The 25669-nt window shown below is 72.4% G+C and carries 22 protein-coding genes and 1 pseudogene; 14 read left to right on the top strand and 9 right to left on the bottom strand.

The window, feature by feature from the left end; genetic code table 11:
- Nucleotides 1–135 precede the first annotated feature (135 nt).
- Entirely contained in the window at nucleotides 136–543 is a 408-nt protein-coding gene (locus QA634_RS13355; protein ID WP_012332479.1) for a response regulator, read from the top strand.
- 16 nt (nucleotides 544–559) lie between these two features.
- Nucleotides 560–1855: an O-acetylhomoserine aminocarboxypropyltransferase/cysteine synthase family protein gene (locus QA634_RS13350; RefSeq protein WP_012332478.1), complete on the top strand. Its 1296-nt coding sequence runs from the start codon at nucleotides 560–562 to the stop codon at nucleotides 1853–1855.
- 98 nt (nucleotides 1856–1953) lie between these two features.
- Here QA634_RS13350 and QA634_RS13345 read toward each other — a convergent pair whose 3' ends face one another.
- On the bottom strand, nucleotides 1954–2706 hold the full coding sequence (locus QA634_RS13345) for an RNA methyltransferase (protein WP_012332477.1): 753 nt from the start codon (nucleotides 2704–2706) through the stop codon (nucleotides 1954–1956).
- A 277-nt stretch (nucleotides 2707–2983) separates the two neighbouring features.
- Between QA634_RS13345 and QA634_RS13340 the strand changes: the two genes are divergently transcribed.
- Nucleotides 2984–4198 carry an NADP-dependent isocitrate dehydrogenase gene (locus QA634_RS13340; RefSeq protein WP_012332476.1) on the top strand — a complete coding sequence of 405 codons (1215 nt, stop codon included), beginning with the start codon at nucleotides 2984–2986 and terminating at the stop codon, nucleotides 4196–4198.
- 167 nt (nucleotides 4199–4365) lie between these two features.
- Here QA634_RS13340 and QA634_RS13335 read toward each other — a convergent pair whose 3' ends face one another.
- From QA634_RS13335 to QA634_RS13320, 4 genes are all read right to left on the bottom strand, one after another.
- Complete coding sequence (locus tag QA634_RS13335) at nucleotides 4366–4710, bottom strand: DUF1330 domain-containing protein (protein ID WP_012332475.1); 345 nt, start codon at nucleotides 4708–4710, stop codon at nucleotides 4366–4368.
- A gap of 14 nt (nucleotides 4711–4724) precedes the next feature.
- Entirely contained in the window at nucleotides 4725–5435 is a 711-nt protein-coding gene (pyrF, locus tag QA634_RS13330; protein ID WP_012332474.1) for an orotidine-5'-phosphate decarboxylase, read from the bottom strand.
- Nucleotides 5436–5497: 62 nt separating this feature from the next.
- Complete coding sequence (gene otnC, locus QA634_RS13325) at nucleotides 5498–6154, bottom strand: 3-oxo-tetronate 4-phosphate decarboxylase (RefSeq protein WP_012332473.1); 657 nt, start codon at nucleotides 6152–6154, stop codon at nucleotides 5498–5500.
- Between the two features lie 13 nt (nucleotides 6155–6167).
- A complete protein-coding gene (locus tag QA634_RS13320; RefSeq protein ID WP_012332472.1) occupies nucleotides 6168–7217 on the bottom strand; it encodes a LacI family DNA-binding transcriptional regulator in 1050 nt (349 codons plus the stop codon).
- Nucleotides 7218–7480: 263 nt separating this feature from the next.
- Between QA634_RS13320 and ltnD the strand changes: the two are divergent.
- The 3 genes and pseudogenes from ltnD (at nucleotide 7481) to otnK (ending at nucleotide 10594) form a co-directional block, all read left to right on the top strand.
- Nucleotides 7481–8378 (top strand): annotated as a pseudogene (gene ltnD, locus QA634_RS13315) (L-threonate dehydrogenase).
- Between the two features lie 123 nt (nucleotides 8379–8501).
- On the top strand, nucleotides 8502–9284 hold the full coding sequence (gene otnI, locus QA634_RS13310; RefSeq protein WP_012332470.1) for a 2-oxo-tetronate isomerase: 783 nt from the start codon (nucleotides 8502–8504) through the stop codon (nucleotides 9282–9284).
- A gap of 41 nt (nucleotides 9285–9325) precedes the next feature.
- A complete protein-coding gene (gene otnK, locus QA634_RS13305; protein WP_026190651.1) occupies nucleotides 9326–10594 on the top strand; it encodes a 3-oxo-tetronate kinase in 1269 nt (422 codons plus the stop codon).
- Nucleotides 10595–10618: 24 nt separating this feature from the next.
- On the opposite strand, the gene guaD is transcribed toward otnK, so the two are convergent.
- From guaD to QA634_RS13290, 3 genes are read right to left on the bottom strand one after another with little or no spacing between them, the layout of a single operon-like run.
- A complete protein-coding gene (gene guaD / locus QA634_RS13300; RefSeq protein WP_012332468.1) occupies nucleotides 10619–11983 on the bottom strand; it encodes a guanine deaminase in 1365 nt (454 codons plus the stop codon).
- Between the two features lie 41 nt (nucleotides 11984–12024).
- A complete protein-coding gene (gene gltX, locus QA634_RS13295; protein WP_012332467.1) occupies nucleotides 12025–13368 on the bottom strand; it encodes a glutamate--tRNA ligase in 1344 nt (447 codons plus the stop codon).
- 41 nt (nucleotides 13369–13409) lie between these two features.
- Nucleotides 13410–15074, bottom strand: a complete 1665-nt coding sequence (locus tag QA634_RS13290; RefSeq protein ID WP_012332466.1) for an alpha-amylase family protein — start codon at nucleotides 15072–15074, stop codon at nucleotides 13410–13412.
- Between the two features lie 404 nt (nucleotides 15075–15478).
- Between QA634_RS13290 and urtA the strand changes: the two genes are divergently transcribed.
- The 5 genes from urtA to urtE all read left to right on the top strand — a co-directional run bounded on the left by urtA (nucleotide 15479) and on the right by urtE (nucleotide 21253).
- Entirely contained in the window at nucleotides 15479–16765 is a 1287-nt protein-coding gene (gene urtA, locus QA634_RS13285; RefSeq protein WP_012332465.1) for an urea ABC transporter substrate-binding protein, read from the top strand.
- A gap of 198 nt (nucleotides 16766–16963) precedes the next feature.
- Nucleotides 16964–18601, top strand: a complete 1638-nt coding sequence (gene urtB / locus QA634_RS13280) for an urea ABC transporter permease subunit UrtB (protein WP_012332464.1) — start codon at nucleotides 16964–16966, stop codon at nucleotides 18599–18601.
- 2 nt (nucleotides 18602–18603) lie between these two features.
- On the top strand, nucleotides 18604–19752 hold the full coding sequence (gene urtC / locus QA634_RS13275) for an urea ABC transporter permease subunit UrtC (RefSeq protein ID WP_012332463.1): 1149 nt from the start codon (nucleotides 18604–18606) through the stop codon (nucleotides 19750–19752).
- Nucleotides 19749–20543, top strand: coding sequence for an urea ABC transporter ATP-binding protein UrtD (gene urtD / locus QA634_RS13270; protein WP_012332462.1), 795 nt, complete (start codon nucleotides 19749–19751; stop codon nucleotides 20541–20543). Before urtC ends, urtD begins: the two co-directional genes overlap by 4 nt.
- A gap of 14 nt (nucleotides 20544–20557) precedes the next feature.
- Entirely contained in the window at nucleotides 20558–21253 is a 696-nt protein-coding gene (gene urtE / locus QA634_RS13265; RefSeq protein WP_012332461.1) for an urea ABC transporter ATP-binding subunit UrtE, read from the top strand.
- Nucleotides 21254–21286: 33 nt separating this feature from the next.
- Here the strand turns inward: urtE and QA634_RS13260 are convergent, their stop codons facing one another.
- Entirely contained in the window at nucleotides 21287–22033 is a 747-nt protein-coding gene (locus tag QA634_RS13260) for a hypothetical protein (RefSeq protein ID WP_012332460.1), read from the bottom strand.
- Nucleotides 22034–22347: 314 nt separating this feature from the next.
- Here QA634_RS13260 and rimP point away from each other — a divergent pair, with 314 nt between their 5' ends.
- The 3 genes from rimP to QA634_RS13245 all read left to right on the top strand — a co-directional run bounded on the left by rimP (nucleotide 22348) and on the right by QA634_RS13245 (nucleotide 25616).
- Entirely contained in the window at nucleotides 22348–22953 is a 606-nt protein-coding gene (gene rimP / locus QA634_RS13255; protein ID WP_012332459.1) for a ribosome maturation factor RimP, read from the top strand.
- A 69-nt stretch (nucleotides 22954–23022) separates the two neighbouring features.
- On the top strand, nucleotides 23023–24657 hold the full coding sequence (gene nusA / locus QA634_RS13250) for a transcription termination factor NusA (protein WP_012332458.1): 1635 nt from the start codon (nucleotides 23023–23025) through the stop codon (nucleotides 24655–24657).
- Nucleotides 24658–24842: 185 nt separating this feature from the next.
- Nucleotides 24843–25616: an RNA-binding protein gene (locus QA634_RS13245; RefSeq protein ID WP_012332457.1), complete on the top strand. Its 774-nt coding sequence runs from the start codon at nucleotides 24843–24845 to the stop codon at nucleotides 25614–25616.
- The last annotated feature ends 53 nt before the right edge of the window (nucleotides 25617–25669 follow it).

The raw sequence follows: 25669 nt of genomic DNA, 5'->3' as shown, positions 1-25669 counted from the left end.
GCCGACATCCGCATCGCGAAGAGATCAACCGGATGACGGGCGGCGCGGGCGTCGGGCGATCGGTCCGGCCGCGCTTGACCCAGGGGATGGCTGCCCATAGGCAGCAACCAGCCATCCCCTCAGCCGTTGCCGCCCATGACAGTGAGCCCGAACCCGCCGGACTGCGCCGCCCCGGAGCCCCCCGTCATCCTCCTGGTGGAGGATGACGGGCTGCTGCTGATGGAGGCCGCCGACACGCTGGCGGAGGCGGGGTTCCAGGTCGTCGAGGCGCCCCACGCCGACAAGGCCCTGCAGGTGCTGGAGAGCGCCCAGGAGGTCGACGCGCTGATGACCGACGTCGACATGCCGCTGGGCTCGATCGACGGGCTCGCGCTGGCCCGGCTGGTGGCGCGGCGCTGGCCCTGGATCCCGGTGCTCGTCGTCTCCGGCATGGGCACGCCGGGGCCGCACGACATGCCGGACGGCGCCCGCTTCATCCCGAAACCCTACGCGCCCTGCAACCTCGTCCAGGCGCTGCACGATTGCGTGCGGCGCGCCGCCTGATCCCCGGACCGCCGCGATGCCGCCCCTCGACCCCGCGTCCCTCGCCTTCGCCACCCGCGCCGTCCATGGCGGGGCGGCCCCCGACCCGGCGACCGGCGCGCGCGCGCAGCCGATCTACCTCACCAACGGCTTCGTCTTCGAGTCGAACGAGCAGGCGGCCGACATCTTCGCCATGCGGGCGACGGGGTTCTCCTATTCGCGCGGCTCGAACCCGACCGTCGCGGCCCTGGAGCGGCGCGTCGCCTCCCTCGAAGGCGCCAAGGCGGCGGTGGCGGTGGGCTCCGGCCAGGCCGCCATGCTCCTCGTGCTGCTGACGCTGCTGCAGGCCGGGGATTCCTACGTGGCCTCCGCGCGGCTGTTCGGCGGCTCGCTCGGCCTGATGCGCCGCCTGGAGACCCGCTACGCCCTCACCCCGCAATTCAGCCGCGGGCTGACCCCCGAGGATTTCGAGCGCGCCATCACGGACCGGACCCGGGCGATCATCTGCGAGTCGATCGTCAATCCCTGCGGCACCGTCGTCGACGTCGCGGGCGTGGCCGCGGTGGCGCGCCGGCACGGGCTGCCGCTCATCGTCGACAACACCCTCGCCTCGCCCGCCCTGATCCGGCCGATCGAGCACGGGGCCGACATCGTCGTGCACTCGACGTCGAAGTTCCTGTCCGGGTCCGGCACGGTGATCGGCGGCATCGTCTGCGACGCGGGCCGCTTCGACTGGCGCGCCACCGGCCGCTACAACCTGATCAACGAGCCCTGGCCCGATTACGACGGGCTCGTCGTGTCGGAGCGCTTCCCCGAGACCGCCTTCGCGACGGCCTGCCGGCTGTTCGGCCTGCGCGACCTCGGCCCCGGCCTCTCGCCGATGAACGCCTTCCTGACCCTGACAGGGATCGAGACGCTGCCGCTGCGCATGGAGCGCCACTGCGCCAACGCGCGGGCCGTGGCCGCCCGCCTCAAGGCGCATCCGAAGGTCGCCTGGGTGAGCTATCCCTCGCTTCCGGGCCAGGCCGGCGAGGCGGTGGCGAACCGCTACGTGCCCCAGGGCGCCGGCGCGATCTTCACCTTCGCGCTGAAGGGCGGCGAGCCCGCGGCGCTCGCCTTCATCAGCGGCCTCGACCTGATCTCCCACCTCGTCAATATCGGGGAGATCAAGTCGCTGGCGATCCACCCGGCCACCACCACGCACCGGCAGCTGCGCCAGGACGAGAAGGCGGCGGCCTGCGTGGGACCCGAGACGGTGCGCCTGTCGATCGGGCTGGAGAGCATCGAGGACCTGATCGCCGACGTCGAGCAATCCTTGGCGAAACTGCCCTAGAGCAGCACCCGATCACGTTGCAATCGGGTGCTGCTCTAGGTCTTTGATCTTGCCGCATGTTCTGCGACGAACCGGCATCCACTTCGTCGGAAAATGCTCTAATCCGGCTCCCGCTCGGCCGGGGCGCGCCGGGTCAGCGCCCGGAGGGCGCCGTGCAGGCTGCGCAGGTCCTGCTCGGTCATCGCCATGCGGTGGAGAATGTCGCGCAGGTTGCGCACCATCCCGCCCCGCTTCTCGGGCGGAAAGTAGCCGACCGCGTCGAGGGCCCCCTCCAGGCTCTCGAACAGCGACAGCAGCGCCTCCCGGGGGGCCGGCGGCGAGCGCATCTCGCCGTCGAAGGGCAGGGTGGCGAGGCCGGACGCGCGCCGCCACTCGTAGGCGACGAGGAGCACGCTCTGGGCGAGGTTGAGGGAGGCGTGCCGCGGGTCGACCGGGAAGGTCACGATCGCGTCCGCCAGCGAGACTTCGTCGTTCGACAGGCCGACCCGCTCGCGCCCGAACAGGATGCCGACCCGCTCGCCGGCCGCCTGCCGCGCCACCACGCTCCCCATCGCCTCGTCGGGTCCCATGACCCGCTTCATCTGCCCGCGCTCTCGCGCCGTGGTGGCGAGCACGTGATGGAGGTCGCCGATCGCCTCCGCGACCGTGGCGTGGATGGTCGCCCCGTCGAGGACGTGGGTGGCGCCCGAGGCCGTCTCGCGCACGCCCTTCTTCGGCCAGCCGCCCTTCGGCGCGACGAGGCGCAGCTCCGAGAGGCCGAAATTCGCCATCGCGCGGGCGGTCATGCCGATATTCTCGGCGAGCTGCGGCTCGACCAGGATGACGGCGGGGCGGGGCGGGTGCTCGAACATGGGGAGGCGGTTCCGGATTGTCCGGCGCTTCTAGGCGCGGGCGCGCCGGCGGGCCAGCCCGCATGGGAACCGCGCGGCTCCGGGCGCGTTTCCCGATGAGACCTCCTCGGCCCCGGCGACCGCGCCGGGGCCTTTTTCTGTGGGCGATTGCCGGCGCCGCCCGGCTTCCCCGTGATGCTGCAGCGCGCTATGACCGCGCGACGGCCCGGTCCTTGCCGGCGGACATCATCCGCTGCAACAGCGGGCACGCTCGCCGCATAGGGAAGGCTGGTCGATCATGGCGAAGATCAAGGTGACGAATCCCGTCGTGGAGCTCGACGGGGACGAGATGACACGGATCATCTGGCAGAACATCAAGGACAAGTTGATCCATCCCTATCTCGATATCCCTCTGGAGTACTACGATCTCGGGATCGAGCATCGCGATGCCACGAACGACCGGGTGACCATCGAGGCGGCCGAGGCGATCAAGCGGCACGGCGTCGGCGTGAAGTGCGCCACTATCACGCCCGACGAGGCGCGGGTGAAGGAGTTCAACCTCAAGGAAATGTGGAAGTCGCCGAACGGCACGATCCGCAACATCCTGGGCGGCGTGATCTTCCGCGAGCCGATCATCTGCCGGAACGTGCCGCGCCTCGTGCCGGGCTGGACGCAGCCGATCGTCGTCGGCCGCCACGCCTACGGCGACCAGTACCGCGCCACCGACTTCAAGGTTCCGGGCAAGGGCCGGCTCACCATCAAGTTCGAGGGCGAGGACGGCACCGTCATCGAGCGCGAGGTCTTCAAGTTCCCGGGCGCCGGCGTCGCCCTGTCGATGTACAACCTCGACGACTCGATCCGCGACTTCGCCCGCGCCTCGATGAATTACGGGCTCGCCCGCAAGTTCCCGGTCTACCTCTCGACCAAGAACACCATCCTGAAGGCCTATGACGGCCGCTTCAAGGATATCTTCGAGGAGGTCTATCAGAACGAGTTCAAGGCGAAGTTCGACGCGGCCGGCATCACCTACGAGCACCGGCTGATCGACGACATGGTGGCGTCGGCCCTGAAGTGGTCGGGCGGCTACGTGTGGGCCTGCAAGAACTACGACGGCGACGTGCAGTCGGACACCGTGGCGCAGGGCTTCGGCTCGCTCGGCCTGATGACCTCGGTGCTGCTGACGCCGGACGGCCGGACCGTCGAGGCCGAGGCCGCCCACGGCACCGTGACGCGCCACTACCGCGAGCACCAGAAGGGCAAGGAGACCTCGACGAACTCGATCGCCTCGATCTTCGCCTGGACCCGCGGCCTCTCCCATCGCGCCAAGCTCGACGACAACGCGGAGCTGGCGAAGTTCGCCGCCACGCTCGAGACGGTCTGCGTCGACACCGTCGAGGCCGGCCACATGACGAAGGATCTCGCGCTGCTCGTCGGCGCCGATCAGCGCTGGCTCTCGACGACCGGCTTCCTCGACAAGATCGACGAGAACCTCAAGGCCGCGATGGCGGCCTGACGGCCAGCAGCCCCGCGCGGCGGCGCGCCGCGCGGGGTTCCGCCGCCTCGTCCGACCTCCGGTTGATGGCTTCGCCATCTCCGATTTCGGCCATGCGGATGGCGGCGTCGCTCAGGCGCCGCGCGGGCTCGTGAGCCGCGATCCGCTTCGATCACGCGGATCCCGGATCACTCGGAGGCCGGGTTGTCCGGTTGCGGCGGCGCCGACAGGGTCGGCTGCGGCCCGTCGTAGCCCTCGATGACGACGAGGTCGATCTCCGCGCCGCCCTGCTGCTTGGCCCGCGCTTCCTGGTACTCGGGCGAGTTCCAGCAGGCCAGGGCGTCGGCGTAGCTCGGAAATTCCAGCACGACGTTGCGCTTGCGGCTCGTGCCGCTCACCGCCTCGAACGCGCCGCCGCGGACGAGGAACCGCCCGCCGAACTTGGCGAAAGCCGCGCCGTTGGCCGCGACGTAGTTCTTGTAGGCGTCCTCGTCGTGCACATCGACCCGGGCGATCCAGTACCCTCTCGGCATTCGACTCTCCCTGCTCACGCCTCGGCGATCTCGGAAACGATGCTCCGCGCCGCCGCGCGCGGATCGGCGGCCTCGGTGATCGGCCGGCCGACCACGAGGTGGTCGGCCCCGGCCCGGATGGCGGCGGCCGGCGTCACGACGCGCTTCTGGTCGCCGCTCGCGGCGCCCGCCGGGCGGATGCCGGGGGTGACGATCAGGCGGTCCGGCCCGATCACCGCCCGCACGGCGGCGGCCTCGGTCGCCGCGCAGACGATCCCGTCGATGCCGATGTCGCGGGCGGCGGCCGCGCGGGACGCCACGAGGTCGGCTACGCCGCCGGCGTAGCCGGCCTCGCGCAGGTCGGCATCGTCGTAGGAGGTGAGCACCGTGACGGCGAGGAGCCTGAGCGCGCTCCCGGGCACCGAGTCCCTCCCGCGCCGCGCCGCCCGCATCGTCTGCGGGTAGGCGTGGACGGTGAGCAGGTGGGCGCCGAGGCGCGCCAGCGACTGCACGCCCTCCTCGACGGTGTTGCCGATGTCGTGGAGCTTCAGGTCCAGGAAGACCTTGACGCCGGAGGCGGCGAGCCGCTCGGCCAGGGCGAGCCCGCCCGCGTAGCCGAGCCGGTAGCCGATCTTGTAGAAGGCGGCGGCGTCGCCGATGCGGTCGATCAGGCGCTCGGCCTCGTCGCGGCTCGCCATGTCGAGGGCGACGATCAGCCGGTCGCGGGGCGTCAGGGGCTCGGTCATGGGCTCTCGCTGCGTGGGACCCCCACCGATCACGGCCGGCGCCCGGAAATCAAGCCGGCGCCTCAATGGTCGTGGTCGGGCAGGCTCAGCCCGAAATGCGCGACGAGGTCCTGCACCTGCGCCGGGGTGAGGTGGCGCGGATTGAGGTTGCGCAGCAGGAGGTAGAGCTTGGCCGTCTCCTCCAGTTCCTCGGTGGCGAAGACCGCGGCCTCGAGCGTGTCGCCCGCCACGACCGGCCCGTGATTGGCGAGCAGGACCGAGGAATAGGCCCCGGCGAGGCCCCGGATCGCGTCGGCCACCGCCGGGTCGCCCGGGCGGTAGTAGGGGACCAGGGCGACCGTGCCGGCCCGCATCACCGAGTAGGCGGTGAGCGGCGGGAGCACCGCGCGCGGATCGATCTCCGGCAGCATCGAGACCGCCACCGCGTGGGTCGAGTGCAGGTGCACGATGGCGCGGGACGCCGCGCGCGAGTCGTAGAGCGCCCCGTGCAGCGGGATCTCCTTGGTGGGCGGATCGCCCGAGAGGAGCCGCCCGCCGCCGTCGAGGCGCGAGATCCGCGCCGGGTCGAGGAAGCCCAGGGAGGCGTTGGTCGGCGTCACCAGCCAGCCGCCGTCGTCGAGGCGCACCGAGATGTTGCCCGAGGAGCCCGGGGTGAGGCCGCGCTCGAACAGGGAGCGGCCGAAGCGGCAGATCGCCTCGCGCAGGGCGGTCTCGCTCATCGCGCGGCCCGGCTCACGCGGTCGCCCCCACGATCAGCTCGAAGCCGAGATCGACCCGGGTGGCCGGCGCGTCCGTGCAGAGGAGGCGCGCCGCCGTCGCGCCCGCCTCGACGCGCGGGGTGCGGATGGTGGTGAGCGGCTGGGGCATCAGCCGCCCCACGTCGAGCCCGTTATAGCCGAACAGGGCGAGCCGGTCCGGCACGGTGATGCCGGCCGCGAGGCAGTGGAAGTAGCCCCCGAGCGCCATGTCGTCGTTCGAGAAGTAGACCGCGTCGCAGTCGGGCGCCCGCGCCAGCAGGGCCGAGAGCCCGTGCCGTCCGGCCTCGACGGAGGAGGGGGCCGTGATGCGCTCCTCCGCGTGGAGCGCGAGCCCCGCCTCGGCCAGGGCCGCGCGGAACCCCGCGTAGCGCTTGCCGGCCCGCCGGTCGCGGGCGAGGTCGTGGCCCAGATAGGCGATGCGCCGGTAGCCGCGGGCCATCAGGTAGCGGGCGCTGGCCTCGCCGGCGGCGCGGTTCGAGTAGCCGACCACGATGTCGAGCCCCGGCCCGTCGAGGTCGAGGAGTTCGGCCACGCGCACGCCGCTCGCGTGGAGGCGTCTTACCGTCCCCTGGTTGTGCTCCAACCCCGTGATCAGCAGGCCGGCCGGGCGCCAGCTCAGCAGGGAATCGACCAGGGCCTCCTCGCGATCGTCGTCGTAATCCGTGACGGCGATGACCGACTGGAATCCCTCCCCGTCGAGGGCGCCGGTGGCGCCGCGCAGCACGTCCGGGAACACGATGTTGGTGAGCGACGGGATCACGATGCCGATCAGGCGCGAGCCCGTCGAGGCGAGCGTCCCGGCGATCCGGTTCGGCACGTAGCCGAGCCGCGCCACGGCCGCCTCCACTTGGGCGCGCGTCCGCTCCGAGAACGACCCGTGGCTGCGCAGCACGCGCGAGACCGTGCTCTCGCCGACCCGCGCCTCGCGGGCCACGTCCGCGAGCGTCACCGGGCGCCGCGCCACCGCCTCGCGGGCCGCCGGCGGGTCGCCCGCGAGCGCGCACCGGCCGTCCAGGTCCTCCATGCAGCCCCCCCTCGCGGACGGGGCCGAGACCGCCGCCCCGCCGCGGTTGCACGATGTCACGAGTCCCGGGCTCGCTCAACGCGTGCGCGGGGGCCGCTGCTTCAGATTGGAAGCGCTGCCACGAGTTGCTAGACTGATCAGAACGAAGCACCCCGAAGGCCGGGGCTGGCCGTGCGGCGCCGCCGTGTTCAGAGTGCTCGCGCGTCGCGCCGCGGGCGGCCCCCCGGGGCCCGAGACGGCGCATCAGGGAGGAGAATGCCGTGATGACCGACGGGTCCGTCCGCGCCGCCGTGATCGGCCTCGGATCGATGGGCTACGGCATGGCGCAGTCGCTGCGCCGCGCCGGCCTCGCCGTGGCGGGCTTCGACCTCGACCGGGCGGTGGTGGAGCGCTTCGCGGGCGAGGGCGGGCGGGGGCGGCGAGCCCGGCGGAGGCGGCCTCCGGGGCCGACATCGTCGTCAGCGTCGTCGTGAACGCGGCCCAGACCGAGGCGGTCCTGTTCGGGGAGGGGGCGTGGCGGCCGCCATGCCCGAGGGGGCGGTGTTCGTCTCCTGCGCCACGATGGATCCGGAGGCGGCCCGCCGCCTCGCGGGCCGGCTGGAAGCGTCCGGGCGGCTCTACCTCGACGCGCCGATCAGCGGCGGCGCCCAGCGCGCCTCCGAGGGGGCGCTCACCATCCTGGCCTCGGGGAGCGGCGCGGCCTTCGCCCGCGCGCGGCCGGCCCTCGACGCCATGGCGGCCACGCTCTACGAACTCGGCGAGTCCGCCGGGCAGGGCGCCGCCTTCAAGATGATCAACCAGCTGCTCGCCGGGGTGCACATCGCGGCGGCGAGCGAGGCCATGGCCTTCGCCGCCCGCCAGGGTCTCGACCTCGGCAAGGTCTACGAGGTCATCACCGCCTCGGCGGGCAATTCCTGGATGTTCGAGAACCGCATGCCGCGCGTCCTCGCGGGCGACTACGCGCCCCGCAGCGCCGTCGACATCTTCGTGAAGGACCTCGGCATCGTCCAGGACATGGCCCGGGCGCAGCGCTTTCCGGTCCCGGTGGCGGCGGCCGCCCTGCAGATGTTCCTGATGGCCTCGGCCGCCGGGATGGGCCGGGACGACGATTCCTCCGTGGCCCGGCTCTACGCGCAGGTGACGGGCACCGCGCTGCCCTGACCCGGAGCATCACGCGCCGCAGCGGTCGCCGGTGCGGCCGCGGGCGCGATGCGCAGACACCAATCCGGTCGGACGCGCATCGTGCCGGTCCGGCCGGACCGCCCGATCCGAGAGGGAGGAGCCATGCCGCGCTTCGCCGCCAACCTCACGCTGATGTTCACCGAACTCCCCTTCCTCGACCGCTTCGCGGCCGCCGCGGGGGAGGGCTTCACCGCGGTCGAGTTCCTGTTCCCCTACGAGCACCCGCCGGCGGCGATCGGCGAGCGCCTGCGCCGCCACGGGCTCACCCAGGCGCTGTTCAACCTGCCGCCGGGCGACTGGGCCGCCGGCGAGCGCGGGCTCGCCGCCCTGCCGGGGCGCGCCGACGAGCTGAAGGCCGGAATCGAGACCGCGCTCGCCTACGCGGCCGAGACCGGCGTGCGCCGCCTCCACCTGATGGCCGGGATGGCCGACAAGGCCGATCCCGCGGCCCGCGACGCCTATCGCGGCGCCGTGACCTGGACCGCCGAGCGACTGGGGCGCGAGGGGATCGACGTCCTGCTGGAGCCCATCAACGGCCGCAACATGCCGGGCTACTTCCTCGACGATTTCGGCTTCGCCGCCGCGCTGATCCGCGACCTCGCGGCGCCGAACCTCAAGCTCCAGTTCGACCTCTACCATTGCCAGATCCTGCACGGGGACGTGACCGCCCGGCTGCGCGCCCTGATGCCGCTGATCGGCCACGTGCAGACCGCGAGCGTGCCCGACCGGCACGAGCCCGGGACCGGCGAGATGAACGACGCCTTCCTGTTCGCGGAGCTCGACCGGCTCGGCTACGGGGGGTTCGTCGGCTGCGAGTACAACCCGAAGGCCGGGACGCGCGAGGGCCTCGGCTGGTTCGCGCCCTACCGGGAGGCGCGCCCATGACCTCCGTTCAGATGACCTCCGCCCCGATGACCTCCGCCCCGATGAGCCTCGCCCTCGGCTGCATCGCCGACGATTACACGGGCGCGTCCGACCTCGCCAACACCCTCACCCGGGCGGGCCTGCGCACGGTCCAGACCATCGGCGTGCCGGGCGACGACCTCGACCTGCCGGGGATCGACGCCGTCGTGGTCTCGCTCAAGAGCCGCTCGATCCCGGCCGAGCAGGCGGTCGCCCGGTCGGGCGAGGCGGAGGCCTGGCTGCGGGCGCGGGGCGCGGCCCACGTCCTGTTCAAGATCTGCTCGACCTTCGACTCGACCGACGCGGGCAATATCGGCCCGGTGACCGACGCGCTGCGCCGCTCCTCCGGGGCGGCGATCGCCCTGGTGACGCCGGCCTTCCCGGAGACGGGGCGCACCGTCTACCAGGGCCACCTCTTCGTCGGCGCCGTGCCGCTGCACGAGAGCCCGCTCAAGGACCATCCCCTCAACCCGATGCGGGATTCCAACCTCGCCCGGGTGCTGGCGCGCCAGAGCCGCGATCCGGTCGGGCTCGTCGACCTCGCCACCGTCGCGCGCGGGGCCGAGGCCGTGCGCGCCCGCCTCGACGCGCTCGCGGCCGAGGGCAAGGGCGCGGCCATCGCGGACGCGGTCTTCGACGCGGATCTCGCCGTGCTGGGGCAGGCCTGCCTGTCCGATCCGGTCTCGACGGGGGCGTCGGGCCTGGGGCTCGGCCTCGCCCGGGCGCTGGTGGCGAGCGGCCGGGTCCGGCCGGCCGACGCCGCGGAGGGGCTCGGGGCCCCGGTCGGCGGGCCGGCGGCCTGCCTCGCGGGCAGCTGCTCCCAGGCCACCCTCGGCCAGATCGCGGCGGCCGAGGCCGCGATGCCGGTGCGGCGCCTCGACCCCGAGCGGCTGCTCGCGGGCGCCGACGAGGTCGAGGAGGCCCTGTCCTGGGCGGCGGAGCGGATCGGGGCCGGCCCGGTCCTGATCGCGTCGAGCGCGACGCCGCAGGCCGTGGCGGACCTGCAGGCCCGGCACGGGCGCGAGGCCGCCGGCCACGCCATCGAGGCCGCGATGGCCCGCCTCGCCGAGGGGCTGGTGCGGCGCGGCGTGCGCCGCCTCGTCGTCGCGGGCGGCGAGACCTCGGGCGCGGTGGTCGACGCGCTCGGGCTCCCGGCCTTCCGGGTCGGCCCCGAGATCGCGCCGGGCGTGCCGGTGCTCGGCACGGTCGACCGGCCGATGCGGCTCGCCCTGAAGTCGGGAAATTTCGGCGGGCCGGACTTCTTCGCGCAGGCGCTCGCCCTGATGCCGTGACGCGCGAGGCGCTGCGCCGGAGGCTCATCCGGCCGCCGCGCCGTCCACGTAGCGGAACGGGTCCGGCCGGCGGGCGGCGTCGTAGACGCATTCGCCCGCCACCCAGGTCGCCCGCACCGCGCGCTCGTCGCCGAGCGTCATCAGGACGAACATCAGGTCCTCGACGCGCTCGCAGCGGGCGGTGCGGAAGGCCAGGAACGGCGTCGCGTCGAGGCCGAGCACGCAGAGATCGGCGTCGTAGCCCGGCGCGATCCGGCCGATCCGGTCGTCGAGGTGGAGCGCGGCCGCGCCCCCAAGCGTCGCGAGGTGGAAGGCCCTCAGCCCGTCGAGGGCGTCGCCGCGCAGGGCGGCGACCTTGTAGGCCTCGCCGAGCGTGCGCAGGGCGGAGAAGCTGGTCCCCGCCCCGATATCGGTGCCGATCGCGACCCGCACCGGGCGGCGGGGATCGAGGGCGTCGAAGAGCCGGAACAGGCCGCTGCCGAGGAAGAGGTTCGAGGTCGGGCAATGGGCGAGCGCCGCGCCGGCCGCGTGGCAGGTGCAGAACTCCTCCTCGCCGACGTGGATGCCGTGCCCGAAGATCGCGCGCGGCCGCACCAGCCCCGCATGGGCGTAGATGTCGAGGTAGCTGGAGCGGGCCGGAAACAGGTCGCGCACCCAGGCGACCTCGGCCGGGCTCTCGCTCAGGTGGGTCTGCAGGAACAGGCCCTCATGGCCGCGCAGCAGCGCCCCGGCCGAGTCGAGCTGCGCCGCGCTGCAGCTTCCGGCGTAGCGCGGCGTCACCCCGTAATGCTGCCGGCCGCGCCCGTGCCAGCGGCGGATCAGCGCGAGGCTGTCCTCGTAGCCGCTCTCGACCGTGTCGCGCAGGTCGTCCGGCGCGTGCGAGTCCATCAGCACCTTGCCGGCCACCATGAGGGTGTTGAACCGCTCGGATTCGGCGAACAGGGCGTCGACCGAGTGGGGATGGACCGTGCAGTAGACCGAGGCCGTGGTGGTGCCGGCCCGCAGGATCTCGCGCAGGAAGATCCTGGCGGCGGCCTCGGCATGGGCCGGGTCCGCGAAGGCGCGCTCGGCCGGGAAGGTGTAGCGCTCGAGCCAGGCGAGCAGCTGCTCGCCGAAGGCGCCCACCATCCCGACCTGCGGGTAGTGCACGTGCGCGTCGACGAAGCCCGCCGTGATCAGGGCGTTCTCGTAGTGGACCGGCGTCACGCCCGGCGGCAGCAGGGCGGGATCGTAGGGCGCGAAGGCGGCGATCCGCCCGTCCTCGATCAGGATCAGCGCGTCCTCGTGGTGGACGAAGCAGTCCCGCGGCGCCTGCAGGAAGGGATTGCCCGAGAAGCTGATCGCTTGCCCGCGCAGGGCGGCGCGGCGGGGCCGTGGCTCGGGGGGCATGGGGTCACCTGCGAGGAAGGGGAGCGGGGATCGCGCGCGGCTCAGGCCGCCTCGCCGCGCAGGCGCCGCTGCGCCCGCTCGCGCCCGATCAGCGGGAGCAGGCCCGAGAGGTCGGGGCCGTGATCGAGCCCGGTCAGGGCGAGCCGCAGCGGCAGGAACAGCGCCTTGCCCTTGAGCCCCGTCGCGGCCTTCACGGCCTCGGTCCAGCTCTTCCAGGTCGTCGCGTCCCAGGGTTCCGGGGGCAGGAGCGCCGCCGCGCGGGCCGCCAGGGCCGGATCGGCGATCAGCGGCGCGGCGGGGCCGGCGACGACGCGCCACCACCCGGCCGCGTCGGAGAACGTGGCGAGGTTCGCCCGCACGGCGGCCCAGAACGGCTCCGCCGCCGCGGCCGGAATGCCCAGGGCGGCGAGCCGCGGCGCCGCGGCGGCGAGGGGCATCTCGTGCAGGAGGCGCGCGTTCAGCTGGTCGAGGTCGTGCGGGTCGAACTTGGCGGGGGCCCGCGAGACGTGGGCGAGGTCGAGGAGCGCGGCCAGCCCATCGAGGTCGGGGACGGCCCGCACCGCCTCCGAGGAGCCGGTGAGCACCGCCAGGGAGGCGACCGCGCCGGGCTCGTAGCCCTGGTCGCGCAGGCCGCGCAGCGACAGGTGGCCGAGGCGCTTCGACAGGCCCTCGCCGCTCGCCGTGGTGAGGAGGTTGTGGTGGGCGAAGACCGGCACGGCGGCGCCGAGCGCGCGGAAGATCTGGATCTGCACCGCCGTGTTGGTGACGTGGTCCTCGCCCCGGATCACGTGCGTGATGCCGATCTCGGCATCGTCCACCACGGAGGGGAGGGTGTAGAGGTAGCTGCCGTCCTCGCGCACCAGCACCGGGTCCGAGAGCGAATCGGCCTCGACGTGGCAGGGGCCGCGCACGAGGTCGGTCCAGGTGACCGGGCCGGGATCGAGGCGGAAGCGCCAGTGCGGCCGCCGTCCCTCGGCCTCGAAGGCGGCCCGCTCCTCGGCCGTCAGCCGCAGGGCGGCGCGGTCGTAGACCGGCGGCAGGCCGCGGCCGAGCTGGCGGCGGCGCCGGCGCTCGAGCTCGTCGGACGTCTCGTAGGCCGGGTAGAGGCGGCCCGCCGCGCGCAGGCGCTCCGCCGCCGCGTCGTAGAGGGCGATGCGGTCGGACTGGCGCAGGGTCTCGTCCGGCACGATGCCGAGCCAGGCGAGGTCCTCGACGATCGCCGCGGCGAATTCGGGCGTCGAGCGCGCCGTGTCGGTGTCGTCGAGGCGCAGCACGAAGCGGCCCCCCGCGCGCCGGGCGAAGAGCGCGTTGAAGAGGGCCGGGCGGGCATTGCCGATGTGGAGGTAGCCCGTGGGGGAGGGCGCGAAGCGGACGACGGGAGCCATGGGCCGCTTCTACGCAAGCGCGCGGGCGCTGTCACAGGGGCTCACACCTCGCTGCGCTTCAGCAGGTAGTCGAGCCCGCCGGCCCGGTACCAGCGGTAGCCGTAGCCTTCGAGGAGCAAGGTGTGCCGGCCGCTCTCGTCCGGGCGGTTGCGCTCGCCGGTGAGGAGGTCGGTGAGCGCCCCGCCCTCGCCGGGAAGGCCGGTCGCGAAGCGGATCTCGATCGGCTCCGCCGCGAGGTTGTGCAGGCAGACCACCGCGTTGTTGCGCCACTCGTAGCGCAGGCCGAGCACGCTCTCGGCCCCGGTCCTCAGCACGGTGAAATCGCCCCAGCCGATCTCCGGCACCTCCTTGCGCATCCGGATGATCCGCTCCAGCCAGTTGAGCAGCGAGTTCGGGTCGTGGCGCTGGACCGCGGCGTTCACGTGCGGGTAGCCGTAGGGGCCGGAGCGGATCGGCGGCGCGACCGGGCGCGCGCTCTTGGTGAACCCGCCCTCGGGCTCGTCGGACCACTGCATCGGCGTGCGGGCGCATTCGCGCTCGGGCAGCCGGAGGTCGTCGCCCATGCCGATCTCGTCGCCGTAGCGCAGGACCGGCGTGCCCGGCAGGGTGAACATCAGGCTGTAGGCGAGTTCGAGCCTCCGCCGGTCGCCGCTCAGCATCGGGGGCAGGCGCCGGCGGATGCCGCGCCCGTAGAGCTGCATGTCCGGGTCGGGACCGAAGGCGGCGAAGACCGCCTCCCGCTCCTCCGCCGACAGGCGCCCGAGGTCGAGCTCGTCGTGGTTGCGCAGGAACTGCGCCCATTGCGCCGAGGCCGGCCGCGCCCGCGTCTTCTCCAGGCAGTCGAGCAGGCGCTCCGTCGTGGCGGTCGCCAGGGCGTGGAACAGGCCCTGATTGACCTGGAAGTTGAACATCATGTGCATGCGGTCGGCGTCCTCGCCGAAATAGTCGAGGTCCTGGCGCGGCAGCACGTTCGCCTCGGCCAGGATGATCGCGTCGCCCTGGCGCCACTGCAGGAACTCGCGGAACTGGCGCAGCATCCCGAACTGCTCGACCGGCGCCCCCGTCACCTCCGGCCCCTTCTCGGCGATCACGAAGGGCACCGCGTCCATGCGGAAGCCCGAGACGCCGAGCTGGATCCAGAACCCCATGATCTTCAGGATCTCGGCCTGCACCCGCGGGTTCGCGGTGTTGAGGTCGGGCTGGAAATCGTAGAAGCGGTGGAAATAATAGGCCCGCGCCGCCCGGTCGTAGGTCCAGGTGGTCTTCTGCACCCCCGGGAAGACGACGCCGCTGTCGGCGTGCGGGGGCTTGGTCTTCGACCAGACGTACCAGTCGCGGGTCGGGGAATCCGGGTCGGAGCGGGCCGACTGGAACCAGGGATGGCGGTCGGAGGTGTGGTTGACCACGAGGTCGATCAGGACCTTGAGGCCGCGCTGCTTGGCCGCGTGGGTGAAGGCCACGAAGTCGCCGAGCGTGCCGTAGCGCGGGTCGACGCCGTAATAGTCGCTGACGTCGTAGCCGTTGTCGCGCATCGGCGAGGGCTGGAACGGCATCAGCCAGAGGGCCGTCACCCCGAGCCCGACCAGGTAGTCGAGGCGCCGCTCCAGGCCGGAGAAGTCGCCGATGCCGTCGCCGTTCGCATCCATGAAGGTGCCGACCGACAGGCAGTAGATGACGGCGTTCTTGTACCAGAGGTCCTCGATCATCGGCGTCTCCCCTGGCCGCACAGCTAGAGCATTTCCCGACGAAGGGGATGCCGGCTCAGCGGAGGTTACGCGGCACAGGCGGAGACCTCGGGCAGGCTTCAGGCTTCGACCCGAGCGAGGCCTGCTCGCGAGCGCGATCGGCCGATCTGGGTGCCGTCCCGGCGCGGAATCGCGGCGGCCGCGCCACTTCGGCGGCAAATTGCCGGCCTGATGGGCAGCGTGACGCGCCTTTGGGCTCGACGGCGGCGCAGGCCTGCCCGTTTGCGCTGCAATGCCGGCGTCCGGCCGCGGTTCGGACCGAATCCGGCCCCCCGGCCTAGGCTGTCGGCGCACGCGAAATTGGCACATCGCTTGCCGGTGGGGGGCGACCGGACGAGAGGTCGGGGGAAGAGGAAAACATGACGATGTCCTGGAAGGCATGGCTCTCGCGCGCCGCCGTCGCGGGCGGGCTCGCGCTCGGCACGGTGGCGTCCACCGCCGCGTTCGCGCAGGAGACGATAAAGGTCGGCATCCTGCACTCGCTCTCGGGCACGATGGCCATCTCCGAGACGACCCTCAAGGACGTCATGCTCATGCTGATCGATGAGCAGAACAAAAAGGGCGGCGTGCTGGGAAAGAAGCTCGAAGCGGTCGTGGTCGACCCGGCCTCGAACTGGCCGCTCTTCGCCGAGAAGGCGCGCGAGCTGATCTCGAAGGACAAGGTATCGGCGGTGTTCGGCTGCTGGACCAGCGTGTCGCGCAAGTCGGTCCTGCCGGTCTTCAAGGAGCTGAACTCGGTCCTGTTCTACCCCGTGCAGTACGAGGGTGAGGAGAGCGAGCGCAACGTGTTCTACACGGGCGCCGCCCCGAACCAGCAGGCGATCCCGGCCGTCGACTACCTGATGAAGGAGGAGAAGGTTCAGCGCTGGGTGCTGGAGGGCACGGACTACGTCTACCCGCGCACGACCAACAAGATCCTCGAAGCCTACCTCAGGTCGAAGGGCGTGAAGCCCGAGGACATCTCGATCAACTACACCCCATTCGGTCAGTCCGACTGGCAGACCCGGGTCGCCGCGATCAAGGCCTTCGGCTCGGCCGGCAAGAAGACGGCGGTGGTCTCGACGATCAACGGCGACGCGAACGTGCCGTTCTACAAGGAGCTGGCCAACCAGGGCATCAAGGCGACCGACATCCCGGTGGTGGCCTTCTCGGTCGGCGAGGAGGAGCTGGCGGGCATCGACACCAAGCCGCTGCTCGGCCACCTCGCGGCCTGGAACTACTTCGAGTCGATCGACACGCCGGACAACAAGGCGTTCATCGCCAAGTGGAAGGAATTCACCAAGAACCCGAAGCGGGTGACCAACGACCCGATGGAAGCCCACTACATCGGCTTCAACATGTGGGTGAAGGCGGTCGAGAAGGCCGGCTCGGTCGATCCGGACAAGGTGATCGCGGCGCTGCCCGGCACCAAGCAGGCCAACCTGACCGGCGGCACGTCGGAGATGCTGCCGAACCACCACATCACCAAGCCGGTCTTCATCGGCGAGATCAAGGGCGACGGCCAGTTCGACGTGGTGTGGAAGACGGACGGCCTGGTCCCGGGCGATGCGTGGTCGAAGGAGCTCGACGGCTCCAAGGAGCTCGAGGCCGACTGGGTGAAGCTCAATTGCGGCAACTACAACACCAAGACCAAGAAGTGCGGCGGCGCGTGAGCCGCCCTTCCCCGGCGGCTGCGCCTCGGGCGGGTCCGCCGGGCTCCCGTTCCCCCACCGTCGCGCGCCGGGCCGGGGGCCGGCCCGGCGCGTGATGCGCAATCCCCCCGCGCCGCGCGGCGCGGGCCCCTCCGCCGCGCGGGGAGGGATCTCGCGCCTGATCCGCGGCGCGGCCCGGTTCAACGATCGGAACACCGAATGCGTCGCTGGCTCACCCTCGTCCTGACCCTCGTCGTCCTCGCCGCCGCCCTGCCGGCCGCGCACGCCCAGGCCCAGGCCCAGGCCCAGGCCCAAGCGCCGGCGCCGGCGCCGGCGCCGGCGGAGGCCGCCTACGCCCGGCTCGCGAGCGACAGCTACGCCGAGATCGAGGCCGGCATCGCCGCGCTCGCCGCGAGCGGCGACGCGCGGGCCGGCCTCGTCCTCGGCGCGCTCGCCGACGGAAGGCTCCTGTACCGCCCCGAGGACCGGGCCCTGGCGATCCGGGACGGCGCCGCGCTGACGCTCGCCCGCACGGGCGCCGCGGTGCCGGGCGCGGAGGGGTTCAGGCCCGTGCGCGTCAACAACCGGGTGCGCCGCGCCATCGACGCCGCGCAGGGCACCCTCAACTTGGTCGCGCCCGAGGCCGGCCGGCGCCGCGCCGCCGCGGACGCGGTGTTCAAGGCGCGCGACGTCTCCGCCCTGCCGGCCCTCGACGCGGCGCTCGCCCGCGAGAGCGATGCGGGCGTGCGGCGCGCCCTGGAGGAGGCCCGCGCCGCCGCCCTCCTCGCCAAGCCCGACGCGAGCGAGGCCCAGCGCGTCGCCGCCGTGGCGGTGCTCCAGGCCCGCGGCGACGGCGACGCGCTCGCGATCCTGCGCGGCCTGCCGGCGGACGCGCCGGCCGCCCTGCGCGAGGCCGGCGCCAAGGCGGTCGCCGGCATCGCGTTCCGCCTCGCCATCCTGGCGAACCTCCAGAACGCCTGGTACGGCATCTCCCTCGGCTCGGTGCTGCTGCTCGCGGCGATCGGGCTCGCCATCACCTTCGGGGTCATGGGCGTCATCAACATGGCGCATGGCGAGATGGTGATGCTCGGCGCCTACACGACCTTCCTGGTGCAGGAGGTGATCCGCCAGCGGGCGCCCGGCCTGTTCGACTGGTCGCTGCCGATCGCCATCCCGCTCGCCTTCCTGGTGGCGGGCGCGGTCGGCATCGTGATCGAGCGGGGCATCATCCGCTTCCTGTACGGCAGGCCGCTCGAGACGCTGCTCGCCACCTGGGGCGTCAGCCTGATCCTGCAGCAGGGGGTCCGCTCGCTGTTCGGGCCGACCAACCGCGAGGTCGGGGCGCCGTCCTACATGTCCGGCGCCGTCGACGTGTTCGGCCTCGCGATCACCTGGGGGCGGCTCTGGATCGTGGTCTTCGCGCTCGCCGTCTTCGTCGGGCTCAACCTGATCCTCAAGGCGACCTCCTTCGGCCTGAAGACCCGGGCGGTGACGCAGAACCGGCGCATGGCCGCCGCCATGGGCATCCGCACGCCCTGGATCGACGCCTTCACCTTCGGGCTGGGCTCGGGCATCGCCGGCATCGCGGGCGTGGCGCTGTCGCAGATCGACAACGTCTCGCCCAACCTCGGCCAGAGCTACATCATCGATTCCTTCCTGGTCGTGGTGTTCGGCGGCGTCGGCAATCTCTGGGGCACGCTCGTCGCGGCCCTGACCCTCGGCGCCGCGAACAAGTTCCTGGAGCCCTACGCGGGGGCGGTGCTCGGCAAGATCCTGCTCCTGATCTTCATCGTGTTGTTCATCCAGAAGCGCCCGCGCGGCCTGTTCGCGCTGAAGGGCCGGGCGGTGGAGGCGTGAGCATGACCCTGATCGACCGGAAGGGCTGGGTCTTCCTCGCCGTCCTCCTCGCCTTCGCGGTGGCGGTGCCGGTCCTCAACCTCGCGACCGTCGAGGGCTCGGCGGCGAACGTGCCCACCTACGCGGTCTCGCTGATGGGCAAGTACCTCTGCTACGCGATCCTGGCGCTCAGCCTCGACCTCGTCTGGGGCTATTGCGGCATCCTGTCCCTCGGCCACGGCGCCTTCTTCGCCCTCGGCGGCTACGCGATGGGCATGTACCTGATGCGCCAGATCGGCCCGCGCGGCGTCTACGGCCACCCGATCCTGCCCGACTTCATGGTCTTCCTGAACTGGAAGGACCTGCCCTGGTACTGGCACGGCTTCGACTGGTTCCCCTTCGCGGCGCTGATGGTGCTGCTGGTGCCGGGCCTGCTCGCCTTCGTGTTCGGCTGGCTCGCCTTCCGCTCGCGGGTGACCGGGGTCTACCTGTCGATCATCACCCAGGCGATGACCTTCGCGCTGATGCTCGCCTTCTTCCGCAACGACATGGGCCTCGGCGGCAATAACGGGCTCACCGACTTCAAGGACATCCTGGGCTTCAACGTGCAGGCGCAGGGCACCCGGGTGACGCTGTTCGTCCTCACCGCCGCCGCCCTGGCGCTCGCCTACCTGGTCGCCCGCGTCATGACGACCTCCGCCTACGGCAAGGTGCTGATCGCGATCCGCGACGCGGAATCGCGCACGCGCTTCCTCGGCTACCGCACGGCCCACTTCAAGGTCCTGGCCTTCACGGTCTCGGCCATGATGGCGGGCGTGGCCGGCGCCCTCTACGTGCCGCAGGTCGGCATCATCAACCCGTCCGAGTTCACGCCGGCCAACTCCATCGAGGCGGTGATCTGGGTCGCGGTCGGCGGCCGCGGCACCCTGGTCGGGGCCGCCCTCGGCGGCGTCCTCGTCAACTACGCCAAGACGCTCCTCACCGGCGCGATGCCGGACGCCTGGCTGTTCATGCTCGGCGCCCTCTTCGTCGTCGTCACCCTGTTCCTGCCGCGCGGCATCGTGGGCACGCTCGTCGAGCGGCTCGGGAGCCGGCGCGCGCGGGCGACCCTGCCCGGGCCGGCGCCGGGGGAGGTCGAGCCGGCCCTCGCCGAGGAAGGACGCGGCTCATGAGCGCGGCGATCGCCCTCGACCCCCCGGCGGGTCCCGCCCAGGAGCGGCGCCTCACCAGCACGCTCCTCTACGTCGATGACATCCGGGTCACGTTCGACGGCTACCGCGCCCTGCGCGGCCTGTCGCTGACCCTGATGCCCGGCGAGATGCGCGCCATCATCGGCCCGAACGGGGCCGGCAAGACCACCATGATGGATTGCATCACCGGCAAGACGCGGCCGGATTCCGGCACCGTCATGTTCGACGGCGTGCACGACCTCACCCGCATGGACGAGGCGGACATCGCCGAACTCGGCATCGGCCGGAAGTTCCAGAAGCCGACCGTGTTCGAGAGCCACAGCGTGGCGGACAACATCCTGCTCGCCCTCAAGGGGCCGCGCGGCGCCACCGCCTCGCTGTTCGGCTGGCGCAACCGGGTCGAGGCGGAGCGCATCGACGCGATCCTCGGCACGACCGGCCTGCTGGCGCACCGGGCGCGGCCGGCCGCCGACCTCTCCCACGGCCAGAAGCAGTGGCTGGAGATCGGCATGCTGCTGGCGCAGGACCCGAAGCTGCTCCTCGTGGACGAGCCGGTGGCCGGCATGACCGACGCGGAGACCGAGGCGACCGCCGCGCTGCTGCGGCGCATCGCCCGCGACCACGCGGTGATCGTGGTCGAGCACGACATGCACTTCGTGCGCGCCCTCGGCTGCCGCGTCACCTGCCTGCACGAGGGCGCGGTGCTGGCCGAGGGCTCGATCGATTCCGTCTCGGCCGACCCGCGGGTGGTCGAGGTCTATCTCGGCCGCTGAGGGGGTCCGGCAGCATGCTCACCGTCGAGGCGATCGACCTGCATTACGGCGCGGCGCAGGCCCTGCGCGGCGTCTCCCTCACCGCCGAGGTCGGCAAGGTGACGGCCGTGCTCGGCCGCAACGGCGTCGGAAAGACCTCGCTGATGCGCGCCATCGTGGGCCAGCAGCCGGTCTCGAAGGGCGCGGTGCGGCTGGCCAGCGAGGAGATCAGCCGGCTTCCCCCCTACGACCGCGCGCGCCGGGGCGTCGCCTTCGTGCCCCAGGGCCGCGAGATCTTCCCGCTGCTCACCGTCAAGGAGAACCTGGAGACCGGGTTCGCGCCCTTGACGCGCCGCGACCGCTACGTGCCGGCGGAGATCTACGACCTGTTCCCGGTGCTGAAGGACATGCTCTGGCGCCGCGGCGGCGACCTCTCCGGCGGCCAGCAGCAGCAGCTCGCGATCGGTCGGGCCCTGGTGACCCGCCCGCGCCTCCTCGTCCTCGACGAGCCCACCGAGGGCATCCAGCCCTCGATCATCAAGGATATCGGCCGGGCGATCGACTACCTGCGCGGCAAGGGCGAGATGGCGATCGTCCTCGTCGAGCAGTATTTCGAGTGGGCGCGCGACCTGTGCGACAGTTACGCCGTGATGGATCGCGGGCAGGTGGTGGAGGCCGGGCCGAGATCCGAGATGGTCGAGGCGCAGGTGCGGCGCTGGCTGTCGGTGTGAGCCGCCGCCGCGGCGCGCCCGCGGGGCGCCGCGCTACTGCCCGATCCAGACTTCCAGCACGTTCGGCCTGATGATCGCCAGCGGGACCGCCCTGACGGTCCTGGGGACGATCCCGCTCTGATTGAGGGCGGCGGCGAGCGCCTCGGCGGCGGGCTTGGCGGCGGGGTCGCCGTAGCGCACCTCGGCGAGGGTCGCGGCGGCCGCGACCCGCTCGCCGCCGGCACCGGCCCCCTGCACGGCCCAGCCCTGGGCCGCCAGGGCGTTGGCGAGGGCCGCGATGGCGGGCCGCGGGAAGCCCGCGAACTGGATGTAGACTTGGTACTTCGCCCTGGCCTCGGCGGCCGGACCGGCCAGAGCTGCCGTCGCGCCGGCCGGCTTCGCAGGTGCCGGCATGCCGGCCGGCGGCGCGGCTTGCGCCTGCGAGGCGGCGGCGTCGGCGGCGATGCGGCAGGGTAGCCAGAAATACACGACGCAGGCGAGCCGCTCATTCTCGGGCCGGGACCGGCTCCACACGAAGAGCGGCAGCCACGCGACGATCAGCAGCGCGATGAACCAGCCCGAAGCGCGCTGCGCGATCGGCTCGCTGAGGAATCTCACCAGCAGAAAGAGCACGACCCCGACCGCGAGGACGTAGACGACCGCGGGAATCGCGCTCTCGAGCCGCGTCCCGAACTGCTCGATGAGCGCCACCGCCGCGAAGCAGGCGATTGCCGAGGCGAGAATCGCACCCTGAGTGGGGTATTGCTTGGCGAAATCCCGGAGATATTCGACAGGGTTCATCCCGCAGCCCCGGCTTTTGGATGAAGTCACACTGGATTGACTGCTTCCGGGGGGAGTGTCAACGGAGTCTCGGCGGGCGCTCCGTCCCGATCTTGGCGGCGCCGGCCGGGCGGCCGAACGCCGCGGGCGTCGTGGCCGGTCTGCTTGCATTTTTCGCGCGGTGGGACTATCTCTCCGCCATCAGTTCTGTTCGCGGTCGATGAGGCTGCGGTGCGGGAGTGGGCCCCTCGGGACCCGCTCTTTTTTATTGCCGCGGCCTCGGGCGAGCGCGAGCGGAACGCCAGCCCGTCCCCGAGGACGCCCCGGCGAGCACCATGACCGACGCCCCAGACCATCACGCGACCGAGAAGCGGCTCATCACCGAGACCGGCGTCGCCGCCCGCGTGGCGCAGATCGTCGAGCCCTCGCTCGAAGGGCTCGGCTTCCGCCTCGTGCGGGTGCGGGTCACCGGCCAGAACGGCTGCACGGTCCAGATCATGGCCGAGCGGCCGGACGGCACCATGACGGTCGAGGATTGCGAGGCGGTGAGCCGCACCATCTCGCCGCTCCTCGACGTCGACGACCCGATCGGCCGGGCCTATCACCTGGAGATCTCCTCGCCCGGCATCGACCGGCCGCTGGTGCGCGCCGGCGACTTCGCCCGCTGGGCGGGGCACGAGGCCAAGGTGGAGCTCGCGGTGCCGCTGGAGGGGCGCAAGCGCTTCCGCGGCCTCATCCGGGCGCCCGAGGGCGCGACCGTGCGCATCGACCTGCCCGACGCGAAGGAGGGGACGCCCGCCTCCTACGAGCTGCGCCTCGCCGATATCGGGGAGGCGCACCTCGTGCTCACCGACGACCTCATCCGCGAATCCCTGCGCCGCGGCTCGGCCCCGGCGCAGGATGAGGAGGGCGAGGACGAGGCGCCCGGCGCGCCCCTCTGACCGCACCACGCACACGAAACGGCATCCGCGCCGCGAGGCGCCCTCGAATCCAGGGAAGGATCAGCAGCCATGGCCGTCGTCAGCGCCAACCGACTCGAACTGCTCCAGATCGCCGACGCCGTCGCCCGCGAGAAGGTCATCGACCGGTCCATCGTGATCGGGGCGATGGAGGAGGCCATCGCCAAGGCCGCCCGCTCGCGCTACGGCGCCGAGACCGACGTCCATGCCGAGATCGACCCCCGCACCGGCGCGCTGCGCCTCTCGCGCCACCTCCTGGTGGTGGAGCAGGTGGAGAACGATGCCCGCGAGATCGACCTCGAGACCGCCCGCCGGCACAACCCGGCAGCCCAGATCGGCGACGTCATCGCCGACACCCTGCCGCCCTTCGATTTCGGCCGCGTCGCCGCCCAGTCGGCCAAGCAGGTCATCGTTCAGAAGGTCCGCGACGCCGAGCGCGACCGCCAGTACGAGGAGTACAAGGACCGCATCGGCGAGATCGTGAACGGCCTCGTCAAGCGCGTCGAGTACGGCAACACCATCGTGGATCTCGGCCGCGGCGAGGGCATCGTGCGCCGCGACGAATCGATCCCGCGCGAGACCTTCCGGCCGGGGGACCGCATCCGCGCCTACCTGTTCGACGTGCGCCGCGAGGTGCGCGGGCCGCAGATCTTCCTGTCCCGCTCGCACCCGCAATTCATGGCGAAGCTCTTCGCCCAGGAGGTGCCCGAGATCTACGACGGCATCGTCGAGGTGAAGGCGGTGGCCCGCGATCCGGGCTCGCGCGCCAAGATCGCGGTCATCTCGCGCGACTCCTCGATCGACCCGGTCGGCGCCTGCGTCGGCATGCGCGGCTCGCGCGTCCAGGCCGTGGTCGGCGAGCTGCAGGGCGAGAAGATCGACATCATCCCGTGGTCGCAGGACCAGGCGACCTTCATCGTCAACGCGCTCCAGCCGGCCGAGGTGGTCAAGGTCGTGCTCGACGAGGAGGCCGACCGCATCGAGGTGGTGGTGCCGGACGACCAGCTCTCGCTGGCGATCGGCCGCCGCGGCCAGAACGTGCGGCTCGCCTCCCAGCTCACCGGCTGGGACATCGACATCCTGACCGAGGCCGAGGAATCCGAGCGCCGGCAGAAGGAGTTCGTCGAGCGCACCAACACCTTCATGCAGGCGCTCGACGTCGACGAGACGGTCGGCCAGCTCCTGGCCGCGGAGGGCTTCCGCTCCGTCGAGGAGATCGCCTACGTCGAGCCGGGCGACATCGCCAACATCCAGGGACTCGACGAGGAGACCGGGGCCGAGATCCAGAGCCGGGCCCAGGAATACCTCGCCCGGATCGAGGCCGAGAACGACGCGCGCCGCCGCGAACTCGGCGTCGAGGACGAGCTGCGCGAGATCGACGGCATCACCACGCCCATGATGGTGGCGCTCGGCGAGAACGAGGTGCGCACGGTCGAGGACCTGGCCGGATGCGCCACCGACGATCTCGTCGGCTACACCGAGGGCCGCGGGCCCGAGGCGGTGCGTCACCCGGGCTACCTCGACGGGTTCGACCTCTCCCGCGCCGAGGCCGAGGCGATGATCGTGGCCGCCCGCGTGCGGGCCGGCTGGATCGAGGCCCCGGAGGAGGCGCCCGCCGAGGACGAGCAGGCCGAGCAGGACGAGGCCGAGGCCGAGCCCGCTCAGGCCGAGGGCCAGCCGACCTGATCGGCCGCCGCTGCCGCGCGGCGCCCCGCCTCTCGCGGCAGGGATGGGATCCGGCGCCGCGCCTCCGACGTTCCCCGATCATCCAAGACCCGCCACTCGTGCCCGCCACCCTTGCTGCCACCCTTGCCCGCCACCCTTGGCCCCCACCCTTGGCCCCCACCCTTGGCCCCCACCCTTGGCCCCCCATGCAGGACGCCGCGATCCCCGAAGACCTGTCGCCCGACGACTCGCTGCCCGACGATCTGCCGCCCGACATCCTCGATGCCGGGATCGGGCGCGGCCGCGCGCGGGCTGAGCGCACCTGCCTCGTCACCCGGGAGGCGCAGAACCCCTCCGGGATGATCCGCTTCGCGCTCGCGCCGGACGGGACGGTGGTGCCGGACCTGAGGGCGCGCCTGCCGGGGCGGGGCGCCTGGGTCAGCGCGACCCGCGCGGCGGTCGCCGAGGCGCTGCGCAAGCGCCTGTTCCAGCGCGCCTTCAAGGGCAAGGCGACGGCCGTGCCGCCGGATCTCGCGGATGTGATCGAGGCGGCCCTGCGCCAGGACCTGCGCCAGGGCCTCTCGCTCGCCAACAAGGCGGGCTGCGTCGTCACGGGCTTCACCAAGGTGGAGAGCGCCGTGGCGAGCCGGGAGGGCGTGGCGGCCCTCCTGCACGCCAGCGACGCCAGCCCGGACGGGCGGCGCAAGCTCGCCCAGGCATTGCGCCGCCGCTACGGCGATGCCATATGCGAGATCCCGGTGGTGGACGACCTGTCCGGTGTTGAATTGGACATGGCCTTGGGCCGGGATCATGTGATACACGCTGCCCTCACCGCGGGGGCCGGCACGGCCGGCTTGCTCGCGCGTTGGCGTCGGCTCCGCCGTTTCCGCGGTGCGGAGGCCGCGCCGGGGGATGTCGGGCTGGCGCCGCACGGCGACGCCGACACGGCCCTCCCGGACGATGTCCAGGCGACGGAATGAGATCGTGACCGGTCCCCGGAAGGCCGGTGATTGAGTGAATGGGATCGGCCCCT

It is taken from the genome of Methylobacterium sp. CB376 (genome assembly GCF_029714205.1).
Classification (GTDB): domain Bacteria; phylum Pseudomonadota; class Alphaproteobacteria; order Rhizobiales; family Beijerinckiaceae; genus Methylobacterium.
Note: the sequence above shows the minus strand (reverse complement) of the source record. Positions and strands in the feature narration are given on the sequence as shown.